Raw genomic sequence first — 20363 nt, forward strand, 5'->3', positions numbered from 1 at the left:
GATTGGACGCCGAAGGGGCGAGGCGTCAAGCCTGCGCAGGAGCTGATCGGACAGGTGCCCTCAGGCCGGCACGAACAAGAAGCCGTGTCCGTCCGGCCCGGCGCAATACACGGTCGAGCCGTCGGCGGAAGCCTGCGGCGCAAGTCCGGACGCGCGCAGTCGTCGCGACAGCCCCGGCAGATCGGCCGCGGAGAAAACGTAGCGGGTCGCGGCTCGGTCGCCTGGACCGGCGCCCCGCCCCCGCGCGATGACGGGAGGCCGGCGATAGTGGAGCAACTCCACGTGCGGTTCTGAGGCCGGCGGTTCCAGCGCGATCACGTCGACCTGCGGATCCTCAAGCCCGTCGAGGCGCGCCTGCTCCGGACCCTGATTCAAGCCGCGCGCCGCCACCGTCAGGCCGAGCGACCCGGTCAGGAAAGCCAGGGTGGCGTCGAGGCCGGTGACGGTGATCGCCGAATGATCGATGCCCAGAAACAGGCCCGGCGCGTCGCGCCAGCGCGCGGCGGGCGGGCCACCGGGAAAGACGATCAACTCCAGCGGATGCCCATCGGGATCGCGGAATTTGTAGGCGGTCACGCTTCCTGTGGATGCCGGAAGGCGCTGCGGCCCACCGCGGCTGATGGGTGTGGGGGCGAGTCGCGCCAGCTGCGCCATCGCGGCCGCCATGTCGCGAACCGGGATTGCGAGGTGCTGGAAGAACGCGTCCGTCGCCGCAGGATCGGCCGGGTAGGGCGCGCCGGGCGGATCGAGCACCAGGAAGGTCACGGTCTGGGCGCCGAGCTGCATGCGCAACTGCGTCGCGCGACGGTCCGTAAGCCCCATCACCTCCGCTTGCGCGGCCGGCACGGGTTCCGGCGGGGCGATCCGCACGAAGCCAAGTCCGTCGCGGTAGAACGCCTCGGTGACCGAGAGATCCGAGACGGTGCGGCTGAAGCCGACGATCGCCCGTACGCCGCTCACAGCAAAGGCGCTCCGCGCACGTTCACGTAGATCGCGTAGAGCGTGTGCGACGCGCAGAGGAACAGGCGGCTGTCGTTTCGTCCGCCAAAGGTCAGGTTTGCCACGGTTGTGGGCACCAGGATCTTGCCGACCAATTCGCCTCCGGGGTCGATGCAGTGCACCCCGTCCCCGGCGCTCGACCAGAGATTGCCGTGCTCGTCGCAGCGGATCCCGTCTGCATTGCCCGGATGGATCGTGCAGAACACCGCGCCTCCAGACAGTCTGCCGTCCTCGGCAACGTCGAACACCCGAACGTGCTGGAGCGGTTCGGGGTCGAACTGGAGGCCAGTCTCGACGATGTAGAGCTTGCGCTCGTCCGGCGAGAAACAGAGCCCGTTCGGCCCCTGAAAATCGTCGGCCACCACCCGCAGCGAGCCGTCGCGCGGGTCGAAGCGGTAGATGGCGGCGGGCAGCTCCGATTCTTGCTTGCCGCCCTCGTAGTCGGTCTGGATGCCGTAGGGTGGGTCGGTGAACCAGACCGTGCCGTCGGACTTGCAGACGATGTCGTTGGGCGAATTCAGCCGCCGCCCCCGGTAGCGCTCGACCAAGCTGGTGATGCGGCCGTCGAGCTCGGTCCGGTGGATGCGCCGGCCGCGATGCGAGCACGACAGCATCCGCCCCTGCCGGTCGCGGGCGTGACCGTTCTCGAAGTCGCTCGCCTCCCGGTAGACGCTGAGGCCTGCATCTTCCGCCCAGCGCATCACCCGGTTGTTGGGCAGATCCGAGAACAGCAGCTCATCCCGGTCACCGAACCAGACGGGACCTTCGGTCCATCGGAACCCCTCGGCCAGTTTCTGCAAGGGCGCATTCGGCAGAACGTAGGCCCTGAAGCGCGGCTGCGTGAGTTCGAAGCCGTCCATGGCCGGTCCCTACTTGAACCGGCCCGGCTGGTTCACGGTCGGCTCCACCTGAAGGCCGGTCACGATCATCGTGCAGGGCTCGTCGCCGACCGTGCCGGACAGATGGCCCTTTCTTCCGCCCTGTTCCTTCGTGTTCTGGTCCTCGCCCATCATCAGCTCGCCGGGGCCCATCTCGACCCGATGGCCGTCCATGGTTTCCACGAACCAGCGTCCGGAAAGGATCGCGATCCATTGCGGGCGGGGGTTCTCGTGCCACTCGCCGACCCACCCCACCGGCAGAACCGTGAAGGTCACGATCGACTGCGCCGGGGCCATCTTGTCGTTCCACTGGGGCGCGGTCTCGGGGTTGATCCCCTCGAACTTGAAGCGTTCCAGGTGGAAAAGCTCCTGGCGGCTCATCCCCTCTGCGTCGGTGTAGACGTGCCAGTACGGCATCGTCGGAGGGGTCGGCTCGCTCATCGTCGCTCCTGCGGCGGAGATCTTGATCCTCGCACAACGAGTGGATCCGGCGATGGTTCGCGGCCTGCAATCAGGACAATCCGGAACCCTCGGGCCAGGGGATCGGCCGGGTCATGATCAAGTCCCAAGCAGCCGGGCAATCCTCCGGAAAAGCCGCCGCGTCGAGTCCAGTTTCGCCCGCGGCCACACTTCGCGCACGGTGAAAGGCCCGGGCAATGAGTCGGCGAATCCGTGATCGCAGGCTGGGACTGTCTTTCAGACGATCTTGGACGATAGGGCGCCGGGTCCGTGTCGACGTGACTCAATTCGGGATCCGACGTGTGGGCTGATGATCCCGTTTGAGCAGATGAGGTCGTACCACGCTCAGCGCGCTGGTCAGCGCATGACGCTCGCTGCGACCCACGTCGGCGATCTCATCCGCAAGATGCTCGATATCGAGTCGCGACCAAGCCTCCGCCCGCAGGAAGCGCGCCTGCCCCTGAGACCAGGCGTCGCCTTCCTCATCGTAGTCCGTGGCGCCCGATCCGTGCGGCGCACGCTTGCGACCGGTCACGGCCGCCTCCGCGCACCCCATTCAGGGCGTGCTAAGCGGATCACATCTGCTCGGGAATCCGATCGGTCTGTGCGAGGTTCGAGAACCGGGTGATGTTGGCGTCGAACTGCAGCTCCACCGTGCCGGTCGGGCCGTGGCGCTGCTTGCCGAGGATCACCTCGGCCTTGCCGTGGACGCGCTGCATCTCGGCTTCCCAGGCGAAGAACTCTTCCGTCCCTTCGCGCGGCTTCTTGTTACCGACGTAATATTCCTCGCGGAACACGAACATCACCACGTCGGCGTCCTGCTCGATCGAGCCCGATTCGCGCAGGTCCGAAAGCTGGGGACGCTTGTCGTCGCGATTCTCGACCTGACGGGAGAGCTGCGACAGGCCGATAATCGGCACCGCCAGCTCCTTGGCCAGCGCCTTCATGCCGGTGGTGATCTCGGTCATCTCCTGCACGCGGTTGTCGCTGCGCTTGCCCGAGCCAGAGAGCAGCTGCAGGTAATCGACGATCAGCAGGTCGAGGCCCTTCTGGCGCTTGAGGCGTCGGGCGCGTGCGGAGAGCTGGGCGATCGAGATGCCGCCGCTCTGGTCGATATAGAACGGGATCGTCTGCATATCGCGGGCGGCGTCGGTGATCTTGTAGAAATCCTCCGGACGGATGTCGCCGCGGCGGATCTTGTAGGAGGGCACGCCCGACTGCTCGGCGATGATACGGGTCGCCAGCTGCTCGGCCGACATCTCGAGGGAGAAGAACCCGACGATGCCGCCGTTCACGGTCTTGGTCGTGCCGTCCGGCTGCTTCTCGCCGCGATACGCCTTGGCGATGTTGAAGGCGATGTTGGTCACCAGCGAGGTCTTGCCCATGGCCGGGCGCCCCGCGAGGATGATTAGGTCGGAGGGCTGCAGGCCGCCCATCTTGGCGTCGAGATCGCTCAGGCCGGTGGCGATGCCCGAGAGCTTGCCGTCGCGCTGGTAGGCCTTGGCGGCCATGTCGACGGCGGCGGTGAGGGCGTCCGAGAACTTCTGGAAGCCGCCGTCGTAGCGTCCGGCCTCGGCCAGTTCGTAGAGGCGGCGCTCGGTCTCCTCGATCTGGTCCCGAGGAGCCTGCTCCACCGGCGCCTCGTAGGCGCCGTTGACCAGATCCTCGCCGATGGTGATCAGCCGGCGGCGGATGGCGAGATCGTAGATCGTGCGGCCGTAATCGCCGGCGTTGATCACCGTGGTGGCATCGGCGGCGAGCCGGGCGAGGTATTGCATGACCGTCTGGCCGCCGAAATCGGCGTCGCCCAGATAGGTCTTCATGGTGATCGGCGTCGCGAGCTTACCGGCCCGGATCAGCGAGGCCGCCACCGTGAAGATCTGCTGGTGGGCATCCTCCATGAAGTGCTCGGCGAGCAGAAAGTCCGACACCCGGTAATAGGCATCGTTGTTCACCAGGATCGCGCCCAGCAACGCCTGCTCCGCGTCGATGTTGTGCGGGGCGACGCGGTACTCGGCCTGGACCGCTTCGAGCTTGGCCGTGAGCGCATTGGGCAGGGCCATCGGCGGACGACTCCGTATCAGGCGCCGCGGCGGGCGCACCAGGATCACACCGCACGACCTTGGCCGCGGTATGGTTACCGAAGCCTAGCCGACGCTGCATTTACCGGGGCCGATCCCGGACAAGCGAACGCCCGCCGACTCTTGCAAGCGGCGGGCGTTCATGCTGGAACAAAACTGGAACGTGTCAAGCCTTGGGGAGGACGATCCCCGATGTTCACCGGTATACAGGCGCCGCCGACCCGCGGCAGAACGGCTCGACGCTCGGTCCCAGCCGCGGCTCCGGCCGACTGCGAGGCCGGTCGGTGCCGCGACAGGAATCAGCCGCGATCGTCGGCGCCCTCGCCGGCATCGGCCAGCGCCGCACCGACTTCGAGGCCGAGGTCGTCGAGGTTGAATGCCTCACGCTCGGTGACCGACTCACCGCGGGCCTGACGCTCGGCTTCCTCGGGGCTGCGGGCGACGTTGACGGTGATCTCGACCTCGACCTCGGGGTGCAGCACCACCGGGACCTTGTGGAGGCCCAGCGTCTTGATCGGCTGGTTCAGGGTGAATTGGCCGCGCTCGACCGTGAAGCCATCCTTCGCGACGACCTCGGCGAGGTCGCGAGTCGAGACGGAGCCGTAGAGCACGCCGGTCTCGCCCGACTGGCGGATCAGGATGAAGCTCTGGCCGTTCAGCTTCTCGGCCACCGCCTCGGCGTCCTTCTTGCGATCGAGGTTGCGGGCTTCGAGCTGGGCGCGCTGGCCCTCGAAGTGCTTCTTGTTGGCTTCCGTCGCGCGCAGGGCCTTGCCGCGGGCGAGCAGGAAGTTGCGGGCGAAGCCCGGGCGGACGTTCACAGTCTCGCCCATCTGGCCGAGCTTGGCCACGCGCTCGAGCAGGATCACTTCCATGGTCTTTCTCCTTCAGGTTGTCGGCCGCTGGGGCCGAGGTCTCACGGCGCCGGACTGTCCTTCGGACGACGGCGGTCGAGGGCAGTGTCGGCGAGGCCGAACAGGGTGAGTGCCACCAGGGCGATGCCCTGGGTCACGAACAGGGTCAGGTACATGCCGAACAGCATCAGCCCGCGCCCCGGGCGGCCGCGCGAGCGGTCGTGGAAGGCGGCGAGCCCCTGGAGCGAGAAGGCGGCGCTGAACGCGCCGACCAGCGCGACGCCGAGCACGCCGACATAGCCGGGGGCGAAGCACATCAGCACCGCGACCGCGAGCGTCACCAGCGTCGCACGCGGCATGGCGGTTGACGGGATGTCCGGCCAGGGCCGCGGCAGGCGTCCCGAGATCTTGACGATCCGGGCGGAGGCCCAAAGATAGAAGGCGAGCAGCAGAGCCAGACCGTTCGCCGCGAAGGCCGGTACCACCCGCGCCAGCGCGTCGGCCAATTCGGTCCGCGTCACGTCGGCCGGGTCCGCGTCCGGTGCCGCCTTCGGATCGGCAGCGGTGTCCCCGGTCTCGGACGCCCGCCCGGCATCGCGGGTCTTGTCCGAATCGGACGGGGCGTCCGGCATCCGGGCCTGCACCAACGTGTTGGCGAGCCCGCGCAACTGCGCATCGAAGGCCGCGTGGTTCGGCGAGGACAGGACCGCGATGGCGATGAAGGCGAGGGCGGCCGTGGCCGCGATCCAGCCGAGCAGGCGGCCGGTCGGATACCATTCGAGGCCGTTCGGCGTCTCGCGACCCAGCAGGGTCAGATAGGCGAGCCACCACGCCGGCAGGGCGATATAGGCGCCGAAGGCCAGGCCCATGAAGGGCGCGATCAGCAGGACGAGCGCGAGGCTTCCGGTCGCGACCGCCGCGAGGGCGGCCTTGTGGCTCCAGCCCAGTCCGACGATCAGGATCGGCAGCGGCGCCACGAGGTAGAGCAGGATCGCCAGCGGCGTCGCCTTCAGGAGCACCCCGAACAGGAGTGCCGAGACGAGGCCCGCGCCGATACCGATGCCGATATGCTGTGCCATGAATTCCGCTGTCCCGCTGCCGCTGCGGCAGGGTTAGGGGCGGCGATGCGCCCCAACGATCGGGCGGCGCGAGCCGCCCTCTGCGAGGAACCGGCCCGGGCTGGCCCGGGCCGGCGGGTGTCGATGGCCTACTTGATCACGTAGGGCAGCAGGCCGAGGAAGCGGGCGCGCTTGATCGCCTGGGCGAGTTCACGCTGCTTCTTGGCCGAGACCGCGGTGATCCGCGACGGCACGATCTTGCCGCGCTCGGACACGTAGCGGGACAGGAGCTTGACGTCCTTGTAGTCGATCTTCGGCGCGTTCGCGCCAGAGAACGGGCAGGTCTTGCGACGACGGAAGAAGGGACGGCGTCCGCCGCCCGCACCCGCACCAGCACCGAATGCCATGGCTTAGCCCTCCCCGCCGAAGCTGCGCTCGCCGCGATCACCTCGATCGCCCCGGTCACCCCGGTCGCCACCGAAGCCGCCGCCACCGCCGAAGCCCTCGTCGTCGCGACGACGGCCGCGCTCACGATCCTTGCGGTCGTCGCGGTCGCGCTTCTGCATCATGGCGGACGGCTCCTGATCGAGCTCCTCGACCCGGACGGTCATGAAGCGCAGGACGTCTTCGGAGATCTGCATCTGGCGCTCCATCTCGGCGATGGCGGCCGGCGGGGCGTCGATGTTGAGGAGCGCGAAATGCGCCTTGCGGTTCTTCTTGATCCGGTAGGCGAGGGACTTCACGCCCCACATCTCGATCTTCTCGAGACGGCCACCGTTCTGCTCGATCACACCCTTGTAGGTGTCGATCATCGTCTCGACCTGCTGGGACGTCACGTCCTGGCGGGCCAAGAGCACATGCTCGTAGAGAGGCATTGTCGGGCCTTTCGTCGTCAAAAGGAGCCCGTCCGCCGGAGGCGGGGGTTCGGGCCGGTTCATCTCGCGGAACGCTCGGCGCCAAGCCCTTCGAGCCGATTTTCAGGCCCGAGCGGTTGATCGAAGGCGGAGACACCGGACGACGGGTTCTTGATGAGCCCTATGCCGCAAGCGGCACCGTCCGTTCAGCCCCCGGCCGGAGCGAACGCGAGGGGCGGCGGATAGTCGGTTTTCCGGGCGCTGGCAAGTCTGCCGGCGGGCCGTCCGTGGGGCGGACGCGCGCGATCCGTCTTGTCGGGGCGGCCAAACGCCAGCATATCGCAGCCACGGAGGGGCGGCGTGCCGCGCGGCGGATCTTTCCCGCAGGCCTGTCGGACCGCGCCGATACGGGGACGAACGAGCGGATGACTTCCGAAAAGCTGCGCCTCGGCGTCAACATCGACCACGTCGCCACCGTTCGCAACGCGCGCGGCGGCGATTATCCGGACCCGGTACGGGCCGCGCTGCTCGCCGTCGAGGCGGGGGCCGACGGCATCACCGCACACCTGCGCGAGGACAGACGCCACATCCGCGACACGGACATCGCGGCGCTGAAGCGCGGCCTCACCGTACCGCTTAACTTCGAGATGGCGGCCACCGACGAGATGGTGGCGATCGCGCTGGATACCCGTCCCCACGCCGCCTGCCTCGTCCCGGAAAAGCGGGAGGAGCGCACGACCGAAGGCGGGCTCGATATCATCGGCGGCCGAGACCATCTCGCCACGCGCATCCGGGCATTGGCGGAGGCCGGCATCCGGGTCTCGCTGTTCGTCGAGCCGGAGCCGGCCGTGATGGACGCGGCCCGCGCCCTCGGCGCACCGGTGGTGGAGCTCCACACCGGCAGCTATTGCGAGGCCGCCCTGGAAGCGGACGAGGCGCACACCGCGCACCAGCTCGCCCGCATCCGGCGGGCGGCCGAGCACGGCGCAAGCCTCGGCCTGGAGATCCATGCCGGCCACGGTCTCACCCTCGGCAGCGTCGGCCCGGTCGCGGCTTTGCCGCAGATCCGGGAGCTGAACATCGGCCACTCGCTGATCGCCGACGCGATCTTCGTCGGGCTCGCTCAGGCCGTCCGGGACATGCGCGCCGCCATGGACCGCACGCGGGCACCATGATCATCGGGATCGGCTCGGACCTCTGCGATATCCGCCGGATCGCCCGGACCCTGGAGCGTCACGGCGAGCGCTTTACGCACCGGGTGTTCACCGACGGCGAGCGGGCCCGCTGCGATCGGCGGGCCGCCCGCGCGGAGGGCTACGCCCGCCGCTTCGCCGCCAAGGAGGCCTGTGCCAAGGCCCTTGGCACTGGCCTCAGTGCGGGGGTGTTCTGGCGGGACATGGAAGTAATCAACCTGCCCTCCGGGCAGCCGACCCTGTGCCTCACGGGCGGGGCGGCGGCGCGGCTTCAGGAATTGCTGCCGTCGGGCCACGAGGGGCGCCTCCACGTGAGTCTCACGGACGATCCACCCATGGCACAAGCCTTCGTGATCATCGAGGCGCTGCCACGGACCGGCACCCGCTGAGATCCGGCACCGCGGATTAGCCGGTCGCTCTCGCGCGTTGCGGGTGGCTCGCGCTTGGTCTAGACCGCCGCACACAGCGGACACGATTGCGGCGCATTCCTCGGGACAACCGCACATCAAAGCCGCGCGCGGCGGGGCCGCGCCCCGCTGGCGGCAGGCGACGAACCTCAACCGAAGACGGAACGCGCGCGTGGATTACGACGGCAAGCCGCTCAGGAAACCCGCCGAGACCGGCACCTGGGCCAGCATCCGCGAGACGCTGAAGGTCGGCATCCAGGCGCTGCTCATCGCCCTGGTGGTGCGCACGCTGCTGTTCCAGCCGTTCAACATCCCGTCCGGTTCGCTGGTCCCGACCCTGCTGATCGGCGACTACCTGTTCGTCTCGAAATACTCCTACGGCTACTCAAAGTACTCGCTGCCCCTCTCGGAATATATCCCGGTTCAGGCCGAGGGGCGGGTGTGGGGTGCGGAGCCGAAGCGCGGCGATATCGCGGTGTTCAAGCTGCCCAAGGACAACGCGACCGACTACATCAAACGCGTGATCGGCCTGCCGGGCGACAAGATCCAGATGATCGACGGTGTGCTCAACATCAACGGCAAGGCGGTGAAGCGCGAGCGCATCGCCGATTACGAGACCACCGACCCCTACGGACAGGCGACCAAGGTCCCGCAATATCTCGAGACGCTGCCGAACGGCGTGGTCCACCGGGTGATCGAACGCGACGGCGACAACGGCTTCTGGGACAAGACCGAGCTCTACACGGTCCCGCCCAATCACTTCTTCATGATGGGCGACAACCGCGACAACTCGACGGATTCGCGCGACCTCGCCAATGTCGGGTACGTTCCCTTCGCGAATCTCGTGGGGCGGGCCGAGATGATCTTCTTCTCGATCGACGAGGGTACCCCGGCGTGGCAGGTCTGGAACTGGCCGGCCCATGTCCGCTGGTCGCGCCTGTTCACGACGATTCATTGACCGGCTCGGACTTGGACGACGCGGCACAGCACCGATCCTCCGCTCGGACGCGACGGGCCCACAAGCCGCGCCCGCCACTCGGCGCGCTCGAGGAGCGGATCGGTCACCACTTCGCCGATCAGGACCTGCTCACGCGCGCCCTGACCCACACCAGCAAGGCGAGTGGGCGGGGCGGCAGCTATCAGCGCCTGGAGTTCCTCGGCGACCGCGTGCTCGGCCTCGCGGTGGCGGACCGCCTCTACGGCGCCTTCGCCGACGCGGACGAGGGCGACCTCTCGCGCCGGCTCGCCGCGCTGGTGCGGCGGGAGACTTGCGCGACAGTTGCCGCGTCGTGGGAGGTCGGACCGCACCTGATCCTCGGCCAGGGTGAGGTGATGGGCGGCGGCCGGCGCAACCAGACGATCCTCGCCGATGTCTGCGAGGCGATCCTCGGTGCCATCTATCTCGATGCCGGGTTCGAGGCCGCCCGGGCGGTGGTCGAGGCGCATTTCCGACCGGGCGAGCCAACGGCCGCGGCCCGCGGTCGCGACGCGAAATCGGCCTTGCAGGAATGGGCCATGGGGCGGAGCCTGCCGATCCCCACCTATGCGGTTGTGGAGCGAACCGGCCCGGACCACGCGCCTCGTTTCCGGATTGCCGTTCAGGTCGAGGGACTTGAACCCGGCCTCGGCGAGGGCACATCGAAGCGGATCGCCGAACAGGCGGCCGCCCAGGCGTTATTGGAGCGGGAGGGGATCGGGGCCCTGCCGGAGGCGGGGCCGACGGAGACAGCATGAGCGAGCACGATCAGGACGACGCTTCGAACGAGGGGCCCGCCAACGCCGTCTCGGCGCTGCCGGGCACGCCGGCCGACGCCCGGGCGGGCTTCGTCGCGCTGATCGGCGTGCCGAATGCCGGCAAGTCGACGCTCCTGAACAACCTCGTCGGGACGAAGGTGTCGATTGTCTCCCGCAAGGTGCAGACCACCCGGGCGCTGGTGCGCGGCATCTTCATCGAGGGCAATGCCCAAGTGGTCCTCGTCGATACGCCCGGCATCTTCGCGCCCAAGCGGCGGCTCGATCGGGCGATGGTGCATTCCGCCTGGAGCGGCGCCGCGGATGCGGATGCCGTCTGTCTGTTGGTGGATGCCCGCAAGGGCGTCGATGAGGAGGTCGAGGCCGTGCTCGGCCGTCTCGGCGCAGTGAAGCGCGACAAGCTGCTGATCCTCAACAAGATCGACCTGATCGCCCGCGAGCGGTTGCTGGATCTCGCGGCGAAGCTCAATGCCGCCGCGCCCTTCGCCGAGACCTTCATGATCTCGGCGCTGAATGGCAGCGGCGTGCAGGATCTTCGACGCGCGCTCGCCGCCCGGATGCCTGGAGGTCCCTGGCTCTACCCGGAGGATCAGGTCTCGGACGCACCCTTGCGGATGCTGGCCGCCGAGATCACGCGCGAAAAGATCTACGACCGGCTGCACGAGGAACTTCCCTATCGCTCGACGGTCGAGACCGACCAGTGGCAGGTCCGGACCGACGGGTCGGTGCGGATCGAGCAGACGATCTTCGTCGAGCGGGAGAGCCAGCGCTCGATCGTGCTCGGCAAGGGTGGCCAGACCATCCGGTCGATCGGGCAGGCGGCGCGCCTTGAGATCGCCGAGGCGGCCGACGCGAAGGTCCACCTGTTCCTGCACGTGAAAGTCCGAGAGAACTGGGCCGACGACCCCGCCCGCTACCGCGAGATGGGCCTCGAATTTCCCCGGGGCTGACCGGCCCCGCGGCTCCGGACGAGCCGGCAGGCTGGGCTTCCGGGATCGATCCGTTGTAAAATGGGGCCGTTCCCCCGGATGATCCGAGTCGGGCGCGGGCCGGTCCCGCACCGCACCGGAGCCGCGTTCCGGCCTCATCTCTCCAGATTCTGAAACGTTCATGCGACATGCCGTCTACGGCCTGCCGCCGGCGGATCTCGCTGAGGTCCCCGGCGATGCCGTCCAGGTTTCACCGTTGATTCCCGGTGCCTCCCGGCTGGAGGATCTGTCCGAGAACAGCCTCGACGCCGCCACCGTCCTCGCGCCGCCCGGAACGCTCGAGCGGCGCTACGTGCTCGCGCACATCCTGCGCGCCCTGGGTCCTGGCGGCCGGATGATTGCCCTGGCGCCCAAGGACCGGGGCGGGGCCCGGCTCGCCAAGGAACTCACCACCTTCGGGTGCGCCGTAGCCGACCAGCCGCGCCGCCACCACCGGATCTGCCGGACCGACCGGCCGTCCGAGCCGGCCGGACTCGCCGAGGCGGTCGACGAGGGCGGCCCCCGCCACGTCGACAACCTCGCCCTGTGCACGCAACCCGGCATCTTCTCCTGGGACCGGCTCGATCCCGGCACGGCCCTGCTTCTCGCGAACCTGCCGTCCCTGAAGGGGCGGGGGGTCGATCTCGGCTGCGGCCTCGGGATCCTGGCCCGGGCGGTCCTCGCCGCGGAGGCCGTGACTGCGATGACACTCGTGGAGATCGACCGTCGCGCCGTCGAGATGGCCCGCCGCAACGTCGCCGACCCGCGGGCGACGATCCTCTGGGCCGATATCCGTGCGCCCGGGCTGGTGCCCGGCAACCTCGACTTCGTCGTCATGAACCCGCCCTTCCACGAGGGCGGCGCCGAGGATCAGGCGCTCGGCCGGGCCTTCGTTGCCCGGGCCGCCGAGGTGCTGCGGCCCGGCGGCACCCTGTGGCTCGTGGCCAACGCGCACCTGCCCTACGAGGCGGTGCTTCAGGCGGCGTTCCGCAGCGTTGCCGTCACCGTGCAGGCGAACGGCTATCGGGTCTACGAGGCGCGTCGATGAGCGCGAAGGCGGTTCGGCTGGACAAGCTGCTCGCCAATCTCGGCTACGGCTCGCGCCGGGAGATTCAGGGGCTGGCCCGTGCCGGCGCGATCCGCCTCGACGGCGCGGAATGGGCCGATGCGGGGGACCGGATCACCCTCGAGCCCGACCTGCCGAATCGGCTGGTAATCGACGGCGCGCCGCTCGATCCGCTGCCGGGCCTGTGCCTGATGTTGCACAAGCCGCTGGGCGTGACCTGCTCGCACAAGGAAGCAGGGCCATTGGTCTACGGACTGCTGCCGGAGCGCTGGCGCCGCCGCGAGCCGCCGCTCTCCACCGTGGGTCGCCTCGACAAGGAGACCTCCGGCCTGCTGCTGCTGACCGACGACGGCGCGTTGCTGCACCGGATCATCAGCCCGAAGGCCAATGTGGCGAAGCGCTACCGCGTGACCCTCGACCGGCCGCTGACGGGGAACGAGGCGGCGGTCTTCGCGTCGGGCACGCTGATGCTGGAAGGCGAGGCGCGACCGCTGCTGCCGGTGGACCTCGTCGCCGATGATGCCATCCACTGCGCTGTGACGCTGACCGAGGGGCGCTACCATCAGGTCCGCCGGATGTTCGCCGCCGTCGGCAACCACGTCACGGCGCTGCACCGCGATCGGGTCGGCGGCCTCGATCTGCCGGAGGATCTGGCGGCCGGAGATTATCGGATCATGAGCCCGGCGGCCGTCGCGCGCGTTCTCGCCGCATCCTGACGGCCTGGGTCGACAAGTCGCGTGGGCGTGGCGACGGGCTCTGTTGGGATCGCCGCGCCAAGCGTTCCAGCCCATCGAACAGGTGTTCCATTTTGTTTCCGGGCGGCGACCGGGTTCCAGTCTCGCTGTTCGCCTGATTCGACAAATCGATGAGGCAATCCATCAGGTACTCGCCCAGCCGTCGATAGCTCTCGAAATCACTCTCGGTGAAAAACTGGTTCAGGGTGCTCTCGTGCGGGAAGCTCGTTTTCCGCTTCTGCATCGCCAGCAATTCCACCGGCGCATCCGGCGGTAGCCACGCCTTCAGGTAGATCAAGCGGCCCGTCTGCGGCGGTTCATTGTCGGTCGCCGTTTGGTAGCGAATTTCGGCAAAAGCACCCTGGGCCTCCAGCTTGGCGTCTCCGACGCGGATCGGCGGGAGGAAGGTGATCTCCGCACCGAGGTCGATACGCGCATACTCGATGGCTCGGGTGAGGTCCTCGTAGGCGTAATGCTGGTCCTGCCCGGCGTCGATGGCGAGGATCGTGCCGCAGCGTCGGCGCAGCATCTCGTAGATTCCGAGATTGTCGAAGTGGCCGCCGTCCGAGAGGTAGATGTACGGGGATTGCAGGCTGGCGAGACCCAGCAGGTCGTAGAGCAGGACCCCGACGGCGTTGCGTGGTCCGGCGCGGCCGAGCTGCTTCGGATCGTCCACGACGGCCGGGTTCGGCAGCCACGCTCCGAGCCGGACATTGAACAACGTCATCACGCTGGCGATCAGGGTCGTGGAGTGGTAGCCCATGTTGGGGCTCGCGGCGGCACCGGAGATCGTGATCGCCGTCCCGAGGCTGATGCCTTTGCGCTCATCGAGCAGGCCGGTCTGCTTCTCGTCGCCGGCATACATGTCGCTGCGCACATAGGCGCCCTTCGGGTCCGCCCTGTTGTCTTCCAGATCGAGCGCCGCGGAGCCGCAGCGCAGCGGCGTGATCGTAAACGACACCGCCTTGCGCTCGGCCCGTGCCGGATCCTCGCCGACCGTGCTGTTGAGGGCGACGTTGATGACCGGAAACAGGCGGTTACCGCCCGCGGGCCGGTCGAAGGCATCGGCCATGCGCAAGTTGTCGGCCGGATCGAAGCCCGTGAAACCGTCCGGATGCCGGCTCTCGGGCCTGCGGGCCGCGCCCAGGAAGGCGCGCGTCAGGCGGTTGCGGTAGACCGCATGCATCGAGAAGCGGTTGAGGTTGATCGCGAGGCCGAGGCTCCAGGCGAGCCCGGCGCAGGCCGCAGCGACGGCGAATGAGAGACCGGAGATCCCGAACATTCCGGGCTCCGCGGGGATGGCGATCCGGATTGCCGCCGATCCGATCAGGATCGCGAGGCCGTGGCCGATCAGGGCGAACAGGATGGCTCCGAACACGATGACCCCGACATTGGCGATCGCGGCGAGGGGCAGTTGAAGCGCGGGCGCGGGGCCGCCGACGGCACGCGGCGTGAAGACCGTCGCGGCGCTCCGCCCGATCCACGCCACGAGGCCCCCCGATGCCAGGCCACCGCCGGCCAGCACCTTGAATGCGCCGCCACTGAGCAGTGCGAGCCCGGCGCCGCCGACCACCACGACGGCACCGCCGGCGGTGCCGGCCAGGATGACGAGCAGCTTGGCGCCGCTGATGCGGGCCAGCCATTCCCGGTCGAGGTCGCCGCGGATCCGCTTATGGCGCAGCGCGACGAACACCGTCGTTCGCAAAGTCTCCGCCATGCCGACCCAGAGCGGACCGGCGATGGCCAGCCAGAACAGGCCGCCGTCGCGCGCGAGGGCGATGCCCGCCCAAAGGAACGTGCAGGACAGCGCGGCGCCCGCCACCCAGGGAAGGAAGCCCTGCGCGAGCACTGCGATATGCTTCCTGCGTGGGTCAATGGTTCGCCCGGTGCGCTCGATCGGCGTGTAGCGCCGGAGCGCTATCAAGAAGGCTGCGATGAGGTATGCCAGGAGGCAGGCGCCGGCGCTCAAGACCGGTACCCGCCAGAGGTCGGCGGCGGAGGGGTAGTCGGGGCGCTTGGGTCGTGCGCAGGCCGTTGACGGGAAAGCCGCGCCGCAGGTTCGGCCATCCGCCGCGATCGACGGGTCCCTGGCGGCGATCCGGAGTGCTTCGCGCACCACCGCGGTCAGCGGCGCCTGGCCGTCCGCCCGCGGGCACGCCGCCGGCGTATTGGCGGGGCACGCCACGTCGGGCCGCGTGCCGAACACGGTCTGCGCGTGCCGGATCTGTGCACGAGGCAGCACGGTGTCGGCGACCATCAGCGGAACCAGCACGCACCAGGCCAGCATCGGCACGACGACCAGCACGAGGATTTTCTGCCACGCGATGCCGTAAGTACCCGCCTTCGGGGGGCTTGCCTCCGGATCGGGATGATAGTGGCTGGGCAGGTAGAGGATCGAAACCGCTGCGCCCCACGTCAGACCGAGGAAGGCGACCAGCGCGAGCGCCAATCGGAACGGATGATCCTCCGGGACCCCGACCATGGCCGCCGTCAAGGCGAAATGACAGAGGGGCAGGCTCGCCACCGCGCCGAAGATCGGCAGGAAGATGAGCCAATTGACCAGCGTGTTGCGGATCCACAGCAGGATGCCGGCCAGGGTGTCGAGGGACAGCAGGCCCGCCTGCGGCGCCAGGAAGCGCGTATAGCGTCGCAGCTGTCTGACCGGCGCCGCCTCGCCTTCGTGAGCGCGTTTGCCGATCGTCCGCGCGATCGTCGGGATGGCCCGCTGTGCCTTGTCCTGATCGGCGACGAATCGCGTCAGCCAGGACCCGATATATCCGCCCCCCGAGACGGTGGAGAGATAATGGACGTTCTGGAGCAGCGCGTGCTTCTGATCCGCCAGCGAACGCAGCACGCCCAGACACAGGGCAGCGCTGCGCACGCCACCGCCCGATAGGCAGAGGGCCGCTGGCTGGGTGTCTCCGTCGAGGCCGAGCGCCGTCTTTTCTTCAGCGAAGGCTTTGTCCCAGTCGACGCGCATCGCGCGTGGTTTCTCGTCCGACGGCTCCGCAGGATCGACTGACGCCATCGTTGACGATCTCCCCGACAAGCCGCGGACCAGCGGCGCGCCTTGTTCCGTCACACCGCGTCGGCTGATCGAGCGACGTGCGGTGCGGCGAACTTCAGTCTATCGGCCTCAGACCGATCGTATTTAACTCGGAGATGCGGATTATAGCCGGAAAATATAATTTAGATCAGAAATTATTGCTGGCGCAAGACGATTTTGAGGCGTCGAACGGCATGGTTGCCGCTGGATGGCGGCGCTCGATCGTACGGGGTTGGAGATCCTTTCGACGTGGGGTCCGCGGCGCTCTCGCCGGCCGGATCGCACCTGACAGACTTGCTGCCGGGCGCGCACTCTGCTAAGCGCCCGCCCATCCCACACGCGGAGCCGGCCTCATGCCTGAATGAGGCGTTTCCGGTGGTCGCCCGAGCATTCGGTCGACCGCATCCCTCCGCGGCGGATCTAACCGGAGAGCACAACGATATGGCCGTCGATTTCTCTATGCGTCAGCTCCTCGAGGCGGGCGCCCATTTCGGTCACCAGTCCCACCGCTGGAACCCGAAGATGCAGCCGTACATCTTCGGCACGCGCAACAACATCCACATCATCGATCTCGCCCAGACCGTGCCGGCGCTGCACACGGCGCTGCAGGCGGTGAGCGACACCGTTGCCAAGGGCGGCCGCGTGCTGTTCGTCGGCACGAAGCGCCAGGCGGCCGACACGATCGCCGAGGCGGCCAAGCGCTCGGCCCAGTACTACGTCAATTCCCGCTGGCTGGGCGGCATGCTCACCAACTGGAAGACCATCTCGGGCTCGATCTCGCGCCTGCGCAAGGTCACCGAGACGCTGGAGACCGGCGGCCCGGGCCTGACCAAGAAGGAGCGCCTGATGCTCTCCCGTGAGAAGGAGAAGCTCGAGAAGGCGCTCGGCGGCATCAAGGACATGGGCGGCGTGCCGGACCTGCTGTTCGTGATCGACACCAACAAGGAGCAGCTGGCGATCAAGGAGGCGAACCGCCTCGGCATCCCAGTGGCCGCCATCGTCGACACCAACTGCAACCCGGACGGCATCACCCACATCGTCCCGGCCAACGACGACGCCGGCCGCGCCATCGCGCTCTACTGCGACCTGATCGCCAAGGCCGCGATCGACGGCATCTCGCGTGCCCAGGGCTCGTCCGGCATGGATCTCGGCGCCTCCGAGGAGCCGATGGCCGAGGAGCTGCCGGCGAACGACGCCGCGGCCGTCTCGGTCGAGTCCGATGCCCTCGACCCGGCCGACGTCGCGATGCTCGCCGAGACGACCGAGCATTTCGAGCTGCTCGCCGCCCCGCGCGGCGCGCCCGACGATCTGACCAAGCTCAACGGCGCCGGCCCGCAGATCGTGCAGAAGCTCAATGACGCCGGCATCTACCACTACTGGCAGCTCGCCGCGATGACCCCCGAGGACGTCGCCAAGGTCGATGCGGACCTGAAGCTGAACGGCCGCATCGACCGCGATTCGTGGGTCTCGCAGGCGCGCGGCTTCGTCGAGGCCGCCGCGGCGGCCTGATCCATCGGATGATCGCGGCGGCCCTGTCATCGGGCCGTCGCGGTTCCAGACATACCGGGCCCGGCCGCTCACCCGCGCGCCGGGCCTCTCTCATCCAGACCACACGAAAGGGACCGCCATGGCCAACATCACCGCCGCGATGGTGAAGGAGCTCCGGGACAAGACCGGCGCCGGCATGATGGATTGCAAGGGCGCGCTCAACGAGACGCAGGGCGACATCGAGGCCGCCGTCGACTGGCTGCGCAAGAAGGGTCTCGCGAAGGCCGCCAAGAAGGCCGGCCGCGTCGCAGCCGAGGGCCTCGTCGCCGTCGAGTCCGCCGGCCACCATGCCGCTGTGGTCGAGGTGAATTCCGAGACCGACTTCGTCGCCCGCAACGACGCCTTCCAGGCCTTCGCCCGCGAGGCCGCCAAGATCGCGCTGAACACCGACGGCACGCTGGAGGGTCTCCAGGCCGCCCATTTCCCGGGCGCCACCGAGACCGTTTCCGAGAAGCTGCAGGCCCTGATCGCGACCATCGGCGAGAACATGAACCTGCGGCGCGTCGCCAAGCTCGAGGTCAAGAAGGGCGTCATCGCCTCCTACGTGCACAGCCAGATCTCCGAGGGCCTCGGCAAGATCGGCGTGCTCGTGGCGCTGGAATCCGAGGGCGACGTCGACGCGCTGTCGGCCCTCGGCCGTCAGATCGCCATGCACGTCGCGGCGACCAACCCGGTGGCACTGGATGCCTCGGGTGTCGACGCCGCCACGGTGGAGCGCGAGTCGAACATCCTGCGCGAGAAGAACGCCGGCAAGCCGGATCACGTCCTCGCCAAGATCATCGAGAGCGGCCTGAAGAGCTACTACAAGGAGGTGACCCTTCTGGATCAGCCCTTCGTGCATGACGGTTCGAAAACGGTGAGCCAAGTCCTGAAGGAGGCCGGCGCCAAGGTTGGCGGCCCGGTGGTTCTGACAGGCTTCGTCCGCTACGCGCTGGGCGAGGGCATCGAGAAGGAAGACGGTCCGGACTTCGCCACCGAGGTGGCGCAGCAGGCCGGTCGCGCCTGATCGCACCGGCCTGATCTAGCAGGCCCCGTTCGATTCAAGCCCCGTCCGGCGCGAGCCGGGCGGGGCTTCGTGTTTTCGTCTGCCGAATCCGTTCCACGCCGGATCGTGTTGCGGCGCACACGCCATTTCGCCGCGCTGCGCTACGTTCCCGGCATGGCTTTGAAACCCTTCTCCTACCTGATGATCGGCGTGTTCGCGTCCGGTCTCGTCATGACCGTCCTCGGCGCCGTCGGCGTCCTGACGGGCAGCTGAAATCGGGCGCCGGCATGCCCCTGGGCTTGCCGGCGCCTCCCTGGGCCCGGATGAACATCGACCGTGCGCTCCCGCATCGCTCGCGATTCGACCGGGGTATGTGCCACCGGGTTGGCCTCGACCCCTCGACTGTGCTCCCGCGCCTGACGTAGAAGCCTCCCGGCTTGCGCGATACGGGATGGAGCCGGGAGACCCGATGCCGGATACGACGCCGTTTCGCCGGATCTTGCTGAAGCTGTCGGGCGAGGCTCTGGCCGCTCCGGACGGCTATTGGCTGCACCCCCCGACCCTGGCCGGATTGGCCGAGGACATCGCCCGCACGATCGAGGCGGGTGCCGAGATCGCCATCGTGGTCGGCGGCGGCAACATGATCCGCGGGGCCAGGATCTCAGCGGCCGGCTGGATCGACCGGGCCACCGGCGACTCACTCGGCATGATGGCCACCGTCATGAACTCACTGGCCATCGAGACCGCGCTGAATGCCGCGGGTGTCCAGGCACGGACCATGTCGGCGGTTTCCATGCCGACCATCTGCGAGACCTATGCCCGCCAGCCCGCTCTGCATCACCTCGACAAGGGTCAGGTGGTCGTCCTCGCGGGCGGTACCGGCAACCCGTTCTTCACCACCGACACCGCCGCCGTCCTGCGCGCCGCGGAACTCCGCTGCGACGCCGTGCTCAAGGCGACGCAGGTCGATGGTGTCTACTCGGCAGACCCCAAGCAGGATCCGACCGCGACCCGCTACGACCGCCTCACCCACGACGAAGCGATCGCCCGCGATCTCAAGGTGATGGACACCGCCGCCTTCGCGCTCGCCCGCGAGAGCAAGCTATCGATCTTGGTCGGCTCGCTCCATCCGCCGAGTTCGATCGCCGCGATCCTGTCGGGCGAGGCGCCTTCCACACTCGTGGCACCCTGAGGGAGCGGGTCCGGCCGCGCGTCCCGGTGCCCGCAGCCGACATCGTCATCCCGGGGCCGCGCAGCGGAGCCCGGGCGTCAGACGCGCCGACATGCAAAAGCAAGGCACCGTCTGTGGTTCTTGATTCCGGGCTCGCCTCCGGCACCCCGGAATGACGGCGTGCGTTCCCCCAACCCGTTCGACCGCCGCCCGACCGGTCCGGGCTCGTTCCGATCGGAAGACGGTTTGCGGCCCTGAAAAAATTCGTCCATTGAGGCCGCGACTGCCCGCGCAGGGCTACAAGATACCGTCA

At 68.4% G+C, this 20363-nt stretch carries 20 protein-coding genes and 1 pseudogene; 11 read left to right on the forward strand and 10 right to left on the reverse strand.

Annotation, left to right across the window (positions count from 1 at the left end):
- Positions 1-60 precede the first annotated feature (60 nt).
- The 9 genes and pseudogenes from JOE48_RS21095 to rpsF all read right to left on the reverse strand — a co-directional run bounded on the left by JOE48_RS21095 (position 61) and on the right by rpsF (position 7201).
- Positions 61-960 (reverse strand): VOC family protein, encoded by a 900-nt coding sequence (locus JOE48_RS21095; RefSeq protein ID WP_210032645.1) that lies wholly within the window; start codon positions 958-960, stop codon positions 61-63.
- The gene (locus JOE48_RS21100) at positions 957-1859 is read right to left on the reverse strand and encodes an SMP-30/gluconolactonase/LRE family protein (protein ID WP_210032646.1); all 903 of its coding nucleotides are present in this window, start codon (positions 1857-1859) and stop codon (positions 957-959) included. The genes JOE48_RS21095 and JOE48_RS21100 overlap by 4 nt, the downstream gene beginning before the upstream one ends.
- A 9-nt stretch (positions 1860-1868) precedes the next feature.
- Positions 1869-2318 carry a cupin domain-containing protein gene (locus tag JOE48_RS21105; protein WP_210032647.1) on the reverse strand — a complete coding sequence of 150 codons (450 nt, stop codon included), beginning with the start codon at positions 2316-2318 and terminating at the stop codon, positions 1869-1871.
- A 70-nt stretch (positions 2319-2388) separates the two neighbouring features.
- Positions 2389-2892: pseudogene (locus JOE48_RS30455) on the reverse strand (DUF29 domain-containing protein).
- A gap of 19 nt (positions 2893-2911) precedes the next feature.
- Positions 2912-4399, reverse strand: a complete 1488-nt coding sequence (locus tag JOE48_RS21120) for a replicative DNA helicase (RefSeq protein ID WP_210032651.1) — start codon at positions 4397-4399, stop codon at positions 2912-2914.
- 317 nt (positions 4400-4716) lie between these two features.
- Positions 4717-5289 (reverse strand): 50S ribosomal protein L9, encoded by a 573-nt coding sequence (gene rplI, locus JOE48_RS21125; RefSeq protein ID WP_192706596.1) that lies wholly within the window; start codon positions 5287-5289, stop codon positions 4717-4719.
- 41 nt (positions 5290-5330) lie between these two features.
- Entirely contained in the window at positions 5331-6347 is a 1017-nt protein-coding gene (locus JOE48_RS21130; protein WP_210032653.1) for a hypothetical protein, read from the reverse strand.
- 128 nt (positions 6348-6475) lie between these two features.
- Positions 6476-6733: a 30S ribosomal protein S18 gene (gene rpsR, locus JOE48_RS21135; RefSeq protein ID WP_091712669.1), complete on the reverse strand. Its 258-nt coding sequence runs from the start codon at positions 6731-6733 to the stop codon at positions 6476-6478.
- Between the two features lie 3 nt (positions 6734-6736).
- The gene (gene rpsF / locus JOE48_RS21140) at positions 6737-7201 is read right to left on the reverse strand and encodes a 30S ribosomal protein S6 (protein WP_210032655.1); all 465 of its coding nucleotides are present in this window, start codon (positions 7199-7201) and stop codon (positions 6737-6739) included.
- A gap of 404 nt (positions 7202-7605) precedes the next feature.
- On the opposite strand from rpsF, the gene JOE48_RS21145 reads away from it, so the two are divergent.
- The 7 genes from JOE48_RS21145 (at position 7606) to JOE48_RS21175 (ending at position 13282) form a co-directional block, all read left to right on the forward strand.
- Positions 7606-8355 (forward strand): pyridoxine 5'-phosphate synthase, encoded by a 750-nt coding sequence (locus JOE48_RS21145; protein WP_210032657.1) that lies wholly within the window; start codon positions 7606-7608, stop codon positions 8353-8355.
- Positions 8352-8762 (forward strand): holo-ACP synthase, encoded by a 411-nt coding sequence (gene acpS, locus JOE48_RS21150; protein ID WP_210032658.1) that lies wholly within the window; start codon positions 8352-8354, stop codon positions 8760-8762. Before JOE48_RS21145 ends, acpS begins: the two co-directional genes overlap by 4 nt.
- A gap of 190 nt (positions 8763-8952) precedes the next feature.
- Complete coding sequence (lepB, locus tag JOE48_RS21155) at positions 8953-9738, forward strand: signal peptidase I (RefSeq protein ID WP_210032659.1); 786 nt, start codon at positions 8953-8955, stop codon at positions 9736-9738.
- Positions 9735-10514 carry a ribonuclease III gene (gene rnc, locus JOE48_RS21160; RefSeq protein ID WP_210035953.1) on the forward strand — a complete coding sequence of 260 codons (780 nt, stop codon included), beginning with the start codon at positions 9735-9737 and terminating at the stop codon, positions 10512-10514. Before lepB ends, rnc begins: the two co-directional genes overlap by 4 nt.
- A complete protein-coding gene (gene era, locus JOE48_RS21165) occupies positions 10511-11482 on the forward strand; it encodes a GTPase Era (RefSeq protein ID WP_210032660.1) in 972 nt (323 codons plus the stop codon). Before rnc ends, era begins: the two co-directional genes overlap by 4 nt.
- Positions 11483-11642: 160 nt before the next feature.
- Positions 11643-12548: a class I SAM-dependent methyltransferase gene (locus tag JOE48_RS21170; RefSeq protein ID WP_210032661.1), complete on the forward strand. Its 906-nt coding sequence runs from the start codon at positions 11643-11645 to the stop codon at positions 12546-12548.
- Complete coding sequence (locus tag JOE48_RS21175) at positions 12545-13282, forward strand: pseudouridine synthase (RefSeq protein WP_210032663.1); 738 nt, start codon at positions 12545-12547, stop codon at positions 13280-13282. Before JOE48_RS21170 ends, JOE48_RS21175 begins: the two co-directional genes overlap by 4 nt.
- Here the strand turns inward: JOE48_RS21175 and JOE48_RS21180 are convergent.
- Positions 13239-16328, reverse strand: a complete 3090-nt coding sequence (locus tag JOE48_RS21180; RefSeq protein ID WP_210032665.1) for a patatin-like phospholipase family protein — start codon at positions 16326-16328, stop codon at positions 13239-13241. The genes JOE48_RS21175 and JOE48_RS21180 overlap by 44 nt on opposite strands.
- A 459-nt stretch (positions 16329-16787) precedes the next feature.
- Here JOE48_RS21180 and JOE48_RS21185 point away from each other — a divergent pair, with 459 nt between their 5' ends.
- From JOE48_RS21185 to pyrH, 4 genes are all read left to right on the forward strand, one after another.
- Positions 16788-17855, forward strand: a complete 1068-nt coding sequence (locus JOE48_RS21185; protein ID WP_210032667.1) for a 30S ribosomal protein S2 — start codon at positions 16788-16790, stop codon at positions 17853-17855.
- A gap of 118 nt (positions 17856-17973) precedes the next feature.
- Positions 17974-18900, forward strand: a complete 927-nt coding sequence (gene tsf / locus JOE48_RS21190) for a translation elongation factor Ts (protein ID WP_210032669.1) — start codon at positions 17974-17976, stop codon at positions 18898-18900.
- 108 nt (positions 18901-19008) lie between these two features.
- Complete coding sequence (locus tag JOE48_RS21195) at positions 19009-19152, forward strand: hypothetical protein (RefSeq protein ID WP_210036140.1); 144 nt, start codon at positions 19009-19011, stop codon at positions 19150-19152.
- A 196-nt stretch (positions 19153-19348) separates the two neighbouring features.
- Positions 19349-20071: a UMP kinase gene (gene pyrH / locus JOE48_RS21200; protein WP_210032670.1), complete on the forward strand. Its 723-nt coding sequence runs from the start codon at positions 19349-19351 to the stop codon at positions 20069-20071.
- The last annotated feature ends 292 nt before the right edge of the window (positions 20072-20363 follow it).

Origin of the sequence: Methylobacterium sp. PvR107 (genome assembly GCF_017833295.1) — a bacterium.
GTDB lineage: Bacteria > Pseudomonadota > Alphaproteobacteria > Rhizobiales > Beijerinckiaceae > Methylobacterium.

Excerpts from the sequence above, each read along its gene's own strand:
- era (WP_210032660.1), top strand. The coding sequence starts at position 10,511 with ATGAGCGAGCACGATCAGGACGACGCTTCGAACGAGGGGCCCGCCAAC.
- JOE48_RS21170 (WP_210032661.1), top strand. The coding sequence starts at position 11,643 with ATGCGACATGCCGTCTACGGCCTGCCGCCGGCGGATCTCGCTGAGGTC.
- rpsR (WP_091712669.1), bottom strand. The coding sequence starts at position 6,733 with ATGGCATTCGGTGCTGGTGCGGGTGCGGGCGGCGGACGCCGTCCCTTC.
- JOE48_RS21105 (WP_210032647.1), bottom strand. The coding sequence starts at position 2,318 with ATGAGCGAGCCGACCCCTCCGACGATGCCGTACTGGCACGTCTACACC.
- pyrH (WP_210032670.1), top strand. The coding sequence starts at position 19,349 with ATGCCGGATACGACGCCGTTTCGCCGGATCTTGCTGAAGCTGTCGGGC.
- acpS (WP_210032658.1), top strand. The coding sequence starts at position 8,352 with ATGATCATCGGGATCGGCTCGGACCTCTGCGATATCCGCCGGATCGCC.
- JOE48_RS21120 (WP_210032651.1), bottom strand. The coding sequence starts at position 4,399 with ATGGCCCTGCCCAATGCGCTCACGGCCAAGCTCGAAGCGGTCCAGGCC.
- JOE48_RS21175 (WP_210032663.1), top strand. The coding sequence starts at position 12,545 with ATGAGCGCGAAGGCGGTTCGGCTGGACAAGCTGCTCGCCAATCTCGGC.
- JOE48_RS21145 (WP_210032657.1), top strand. The coding sequence starts at position 7,606 with ATGACTTCCGAAAAGCTGCGCCTCGGCGTCAACATCGACCACGTCGCC.
- rpsF (WP_210032655.1), bottom strand. The coding sequence starts at position 7,201 with ATGCCTCTCTACGAGCATGTGCTCTTGGCCCGCCAGGACGTGACGTCC.
- rplI (WP_192706596.1), bottom strand. The coding sequence starts at position 5,289 with ATGGAAGTGATCCTGCTCGAGCGCGTGGCCAAGCTCGGCCAGATGGGC.
- JOE48_RS21185 (WP_210032667.1), top strand. The coding sequence starts at position 16,788 with ATGGCCGTCGATTTCTCTATGCGTCAGCTCCTCGAGGCGGGCGCCCAT.
- JOE48_RS21180 (WP_210032665.1), bottom strand. The coding sequence starts at position 16,328 with ATGGCGTCAGTCGATCCTGCGGAGCCGTCGGACGAGAAACCACGCGCG.
- tsf (WP_210032669.1), top strand. The coding sequence starts at position 17,974 with ATGGCCAACATCACCGCCGCGATGGTGAAGGAGCTCCGGGACAAGACC.
- JOE48_RS21130 (WP_210032653.1), bottom strand. The coding sequence starts at position 6,347 with ATGGCACAGCATATCGGCATCGGTATCGGCGCGGGCCTCGTCTCGGCA.
- JOE48_RS21100 (WP_210032646.1), bottom strand. The coding sequence starts at position 1,859 with ATGGACGGCTTCGAACTCACGCAGCCGCGCTTCAGGGCCTACGTTCTG.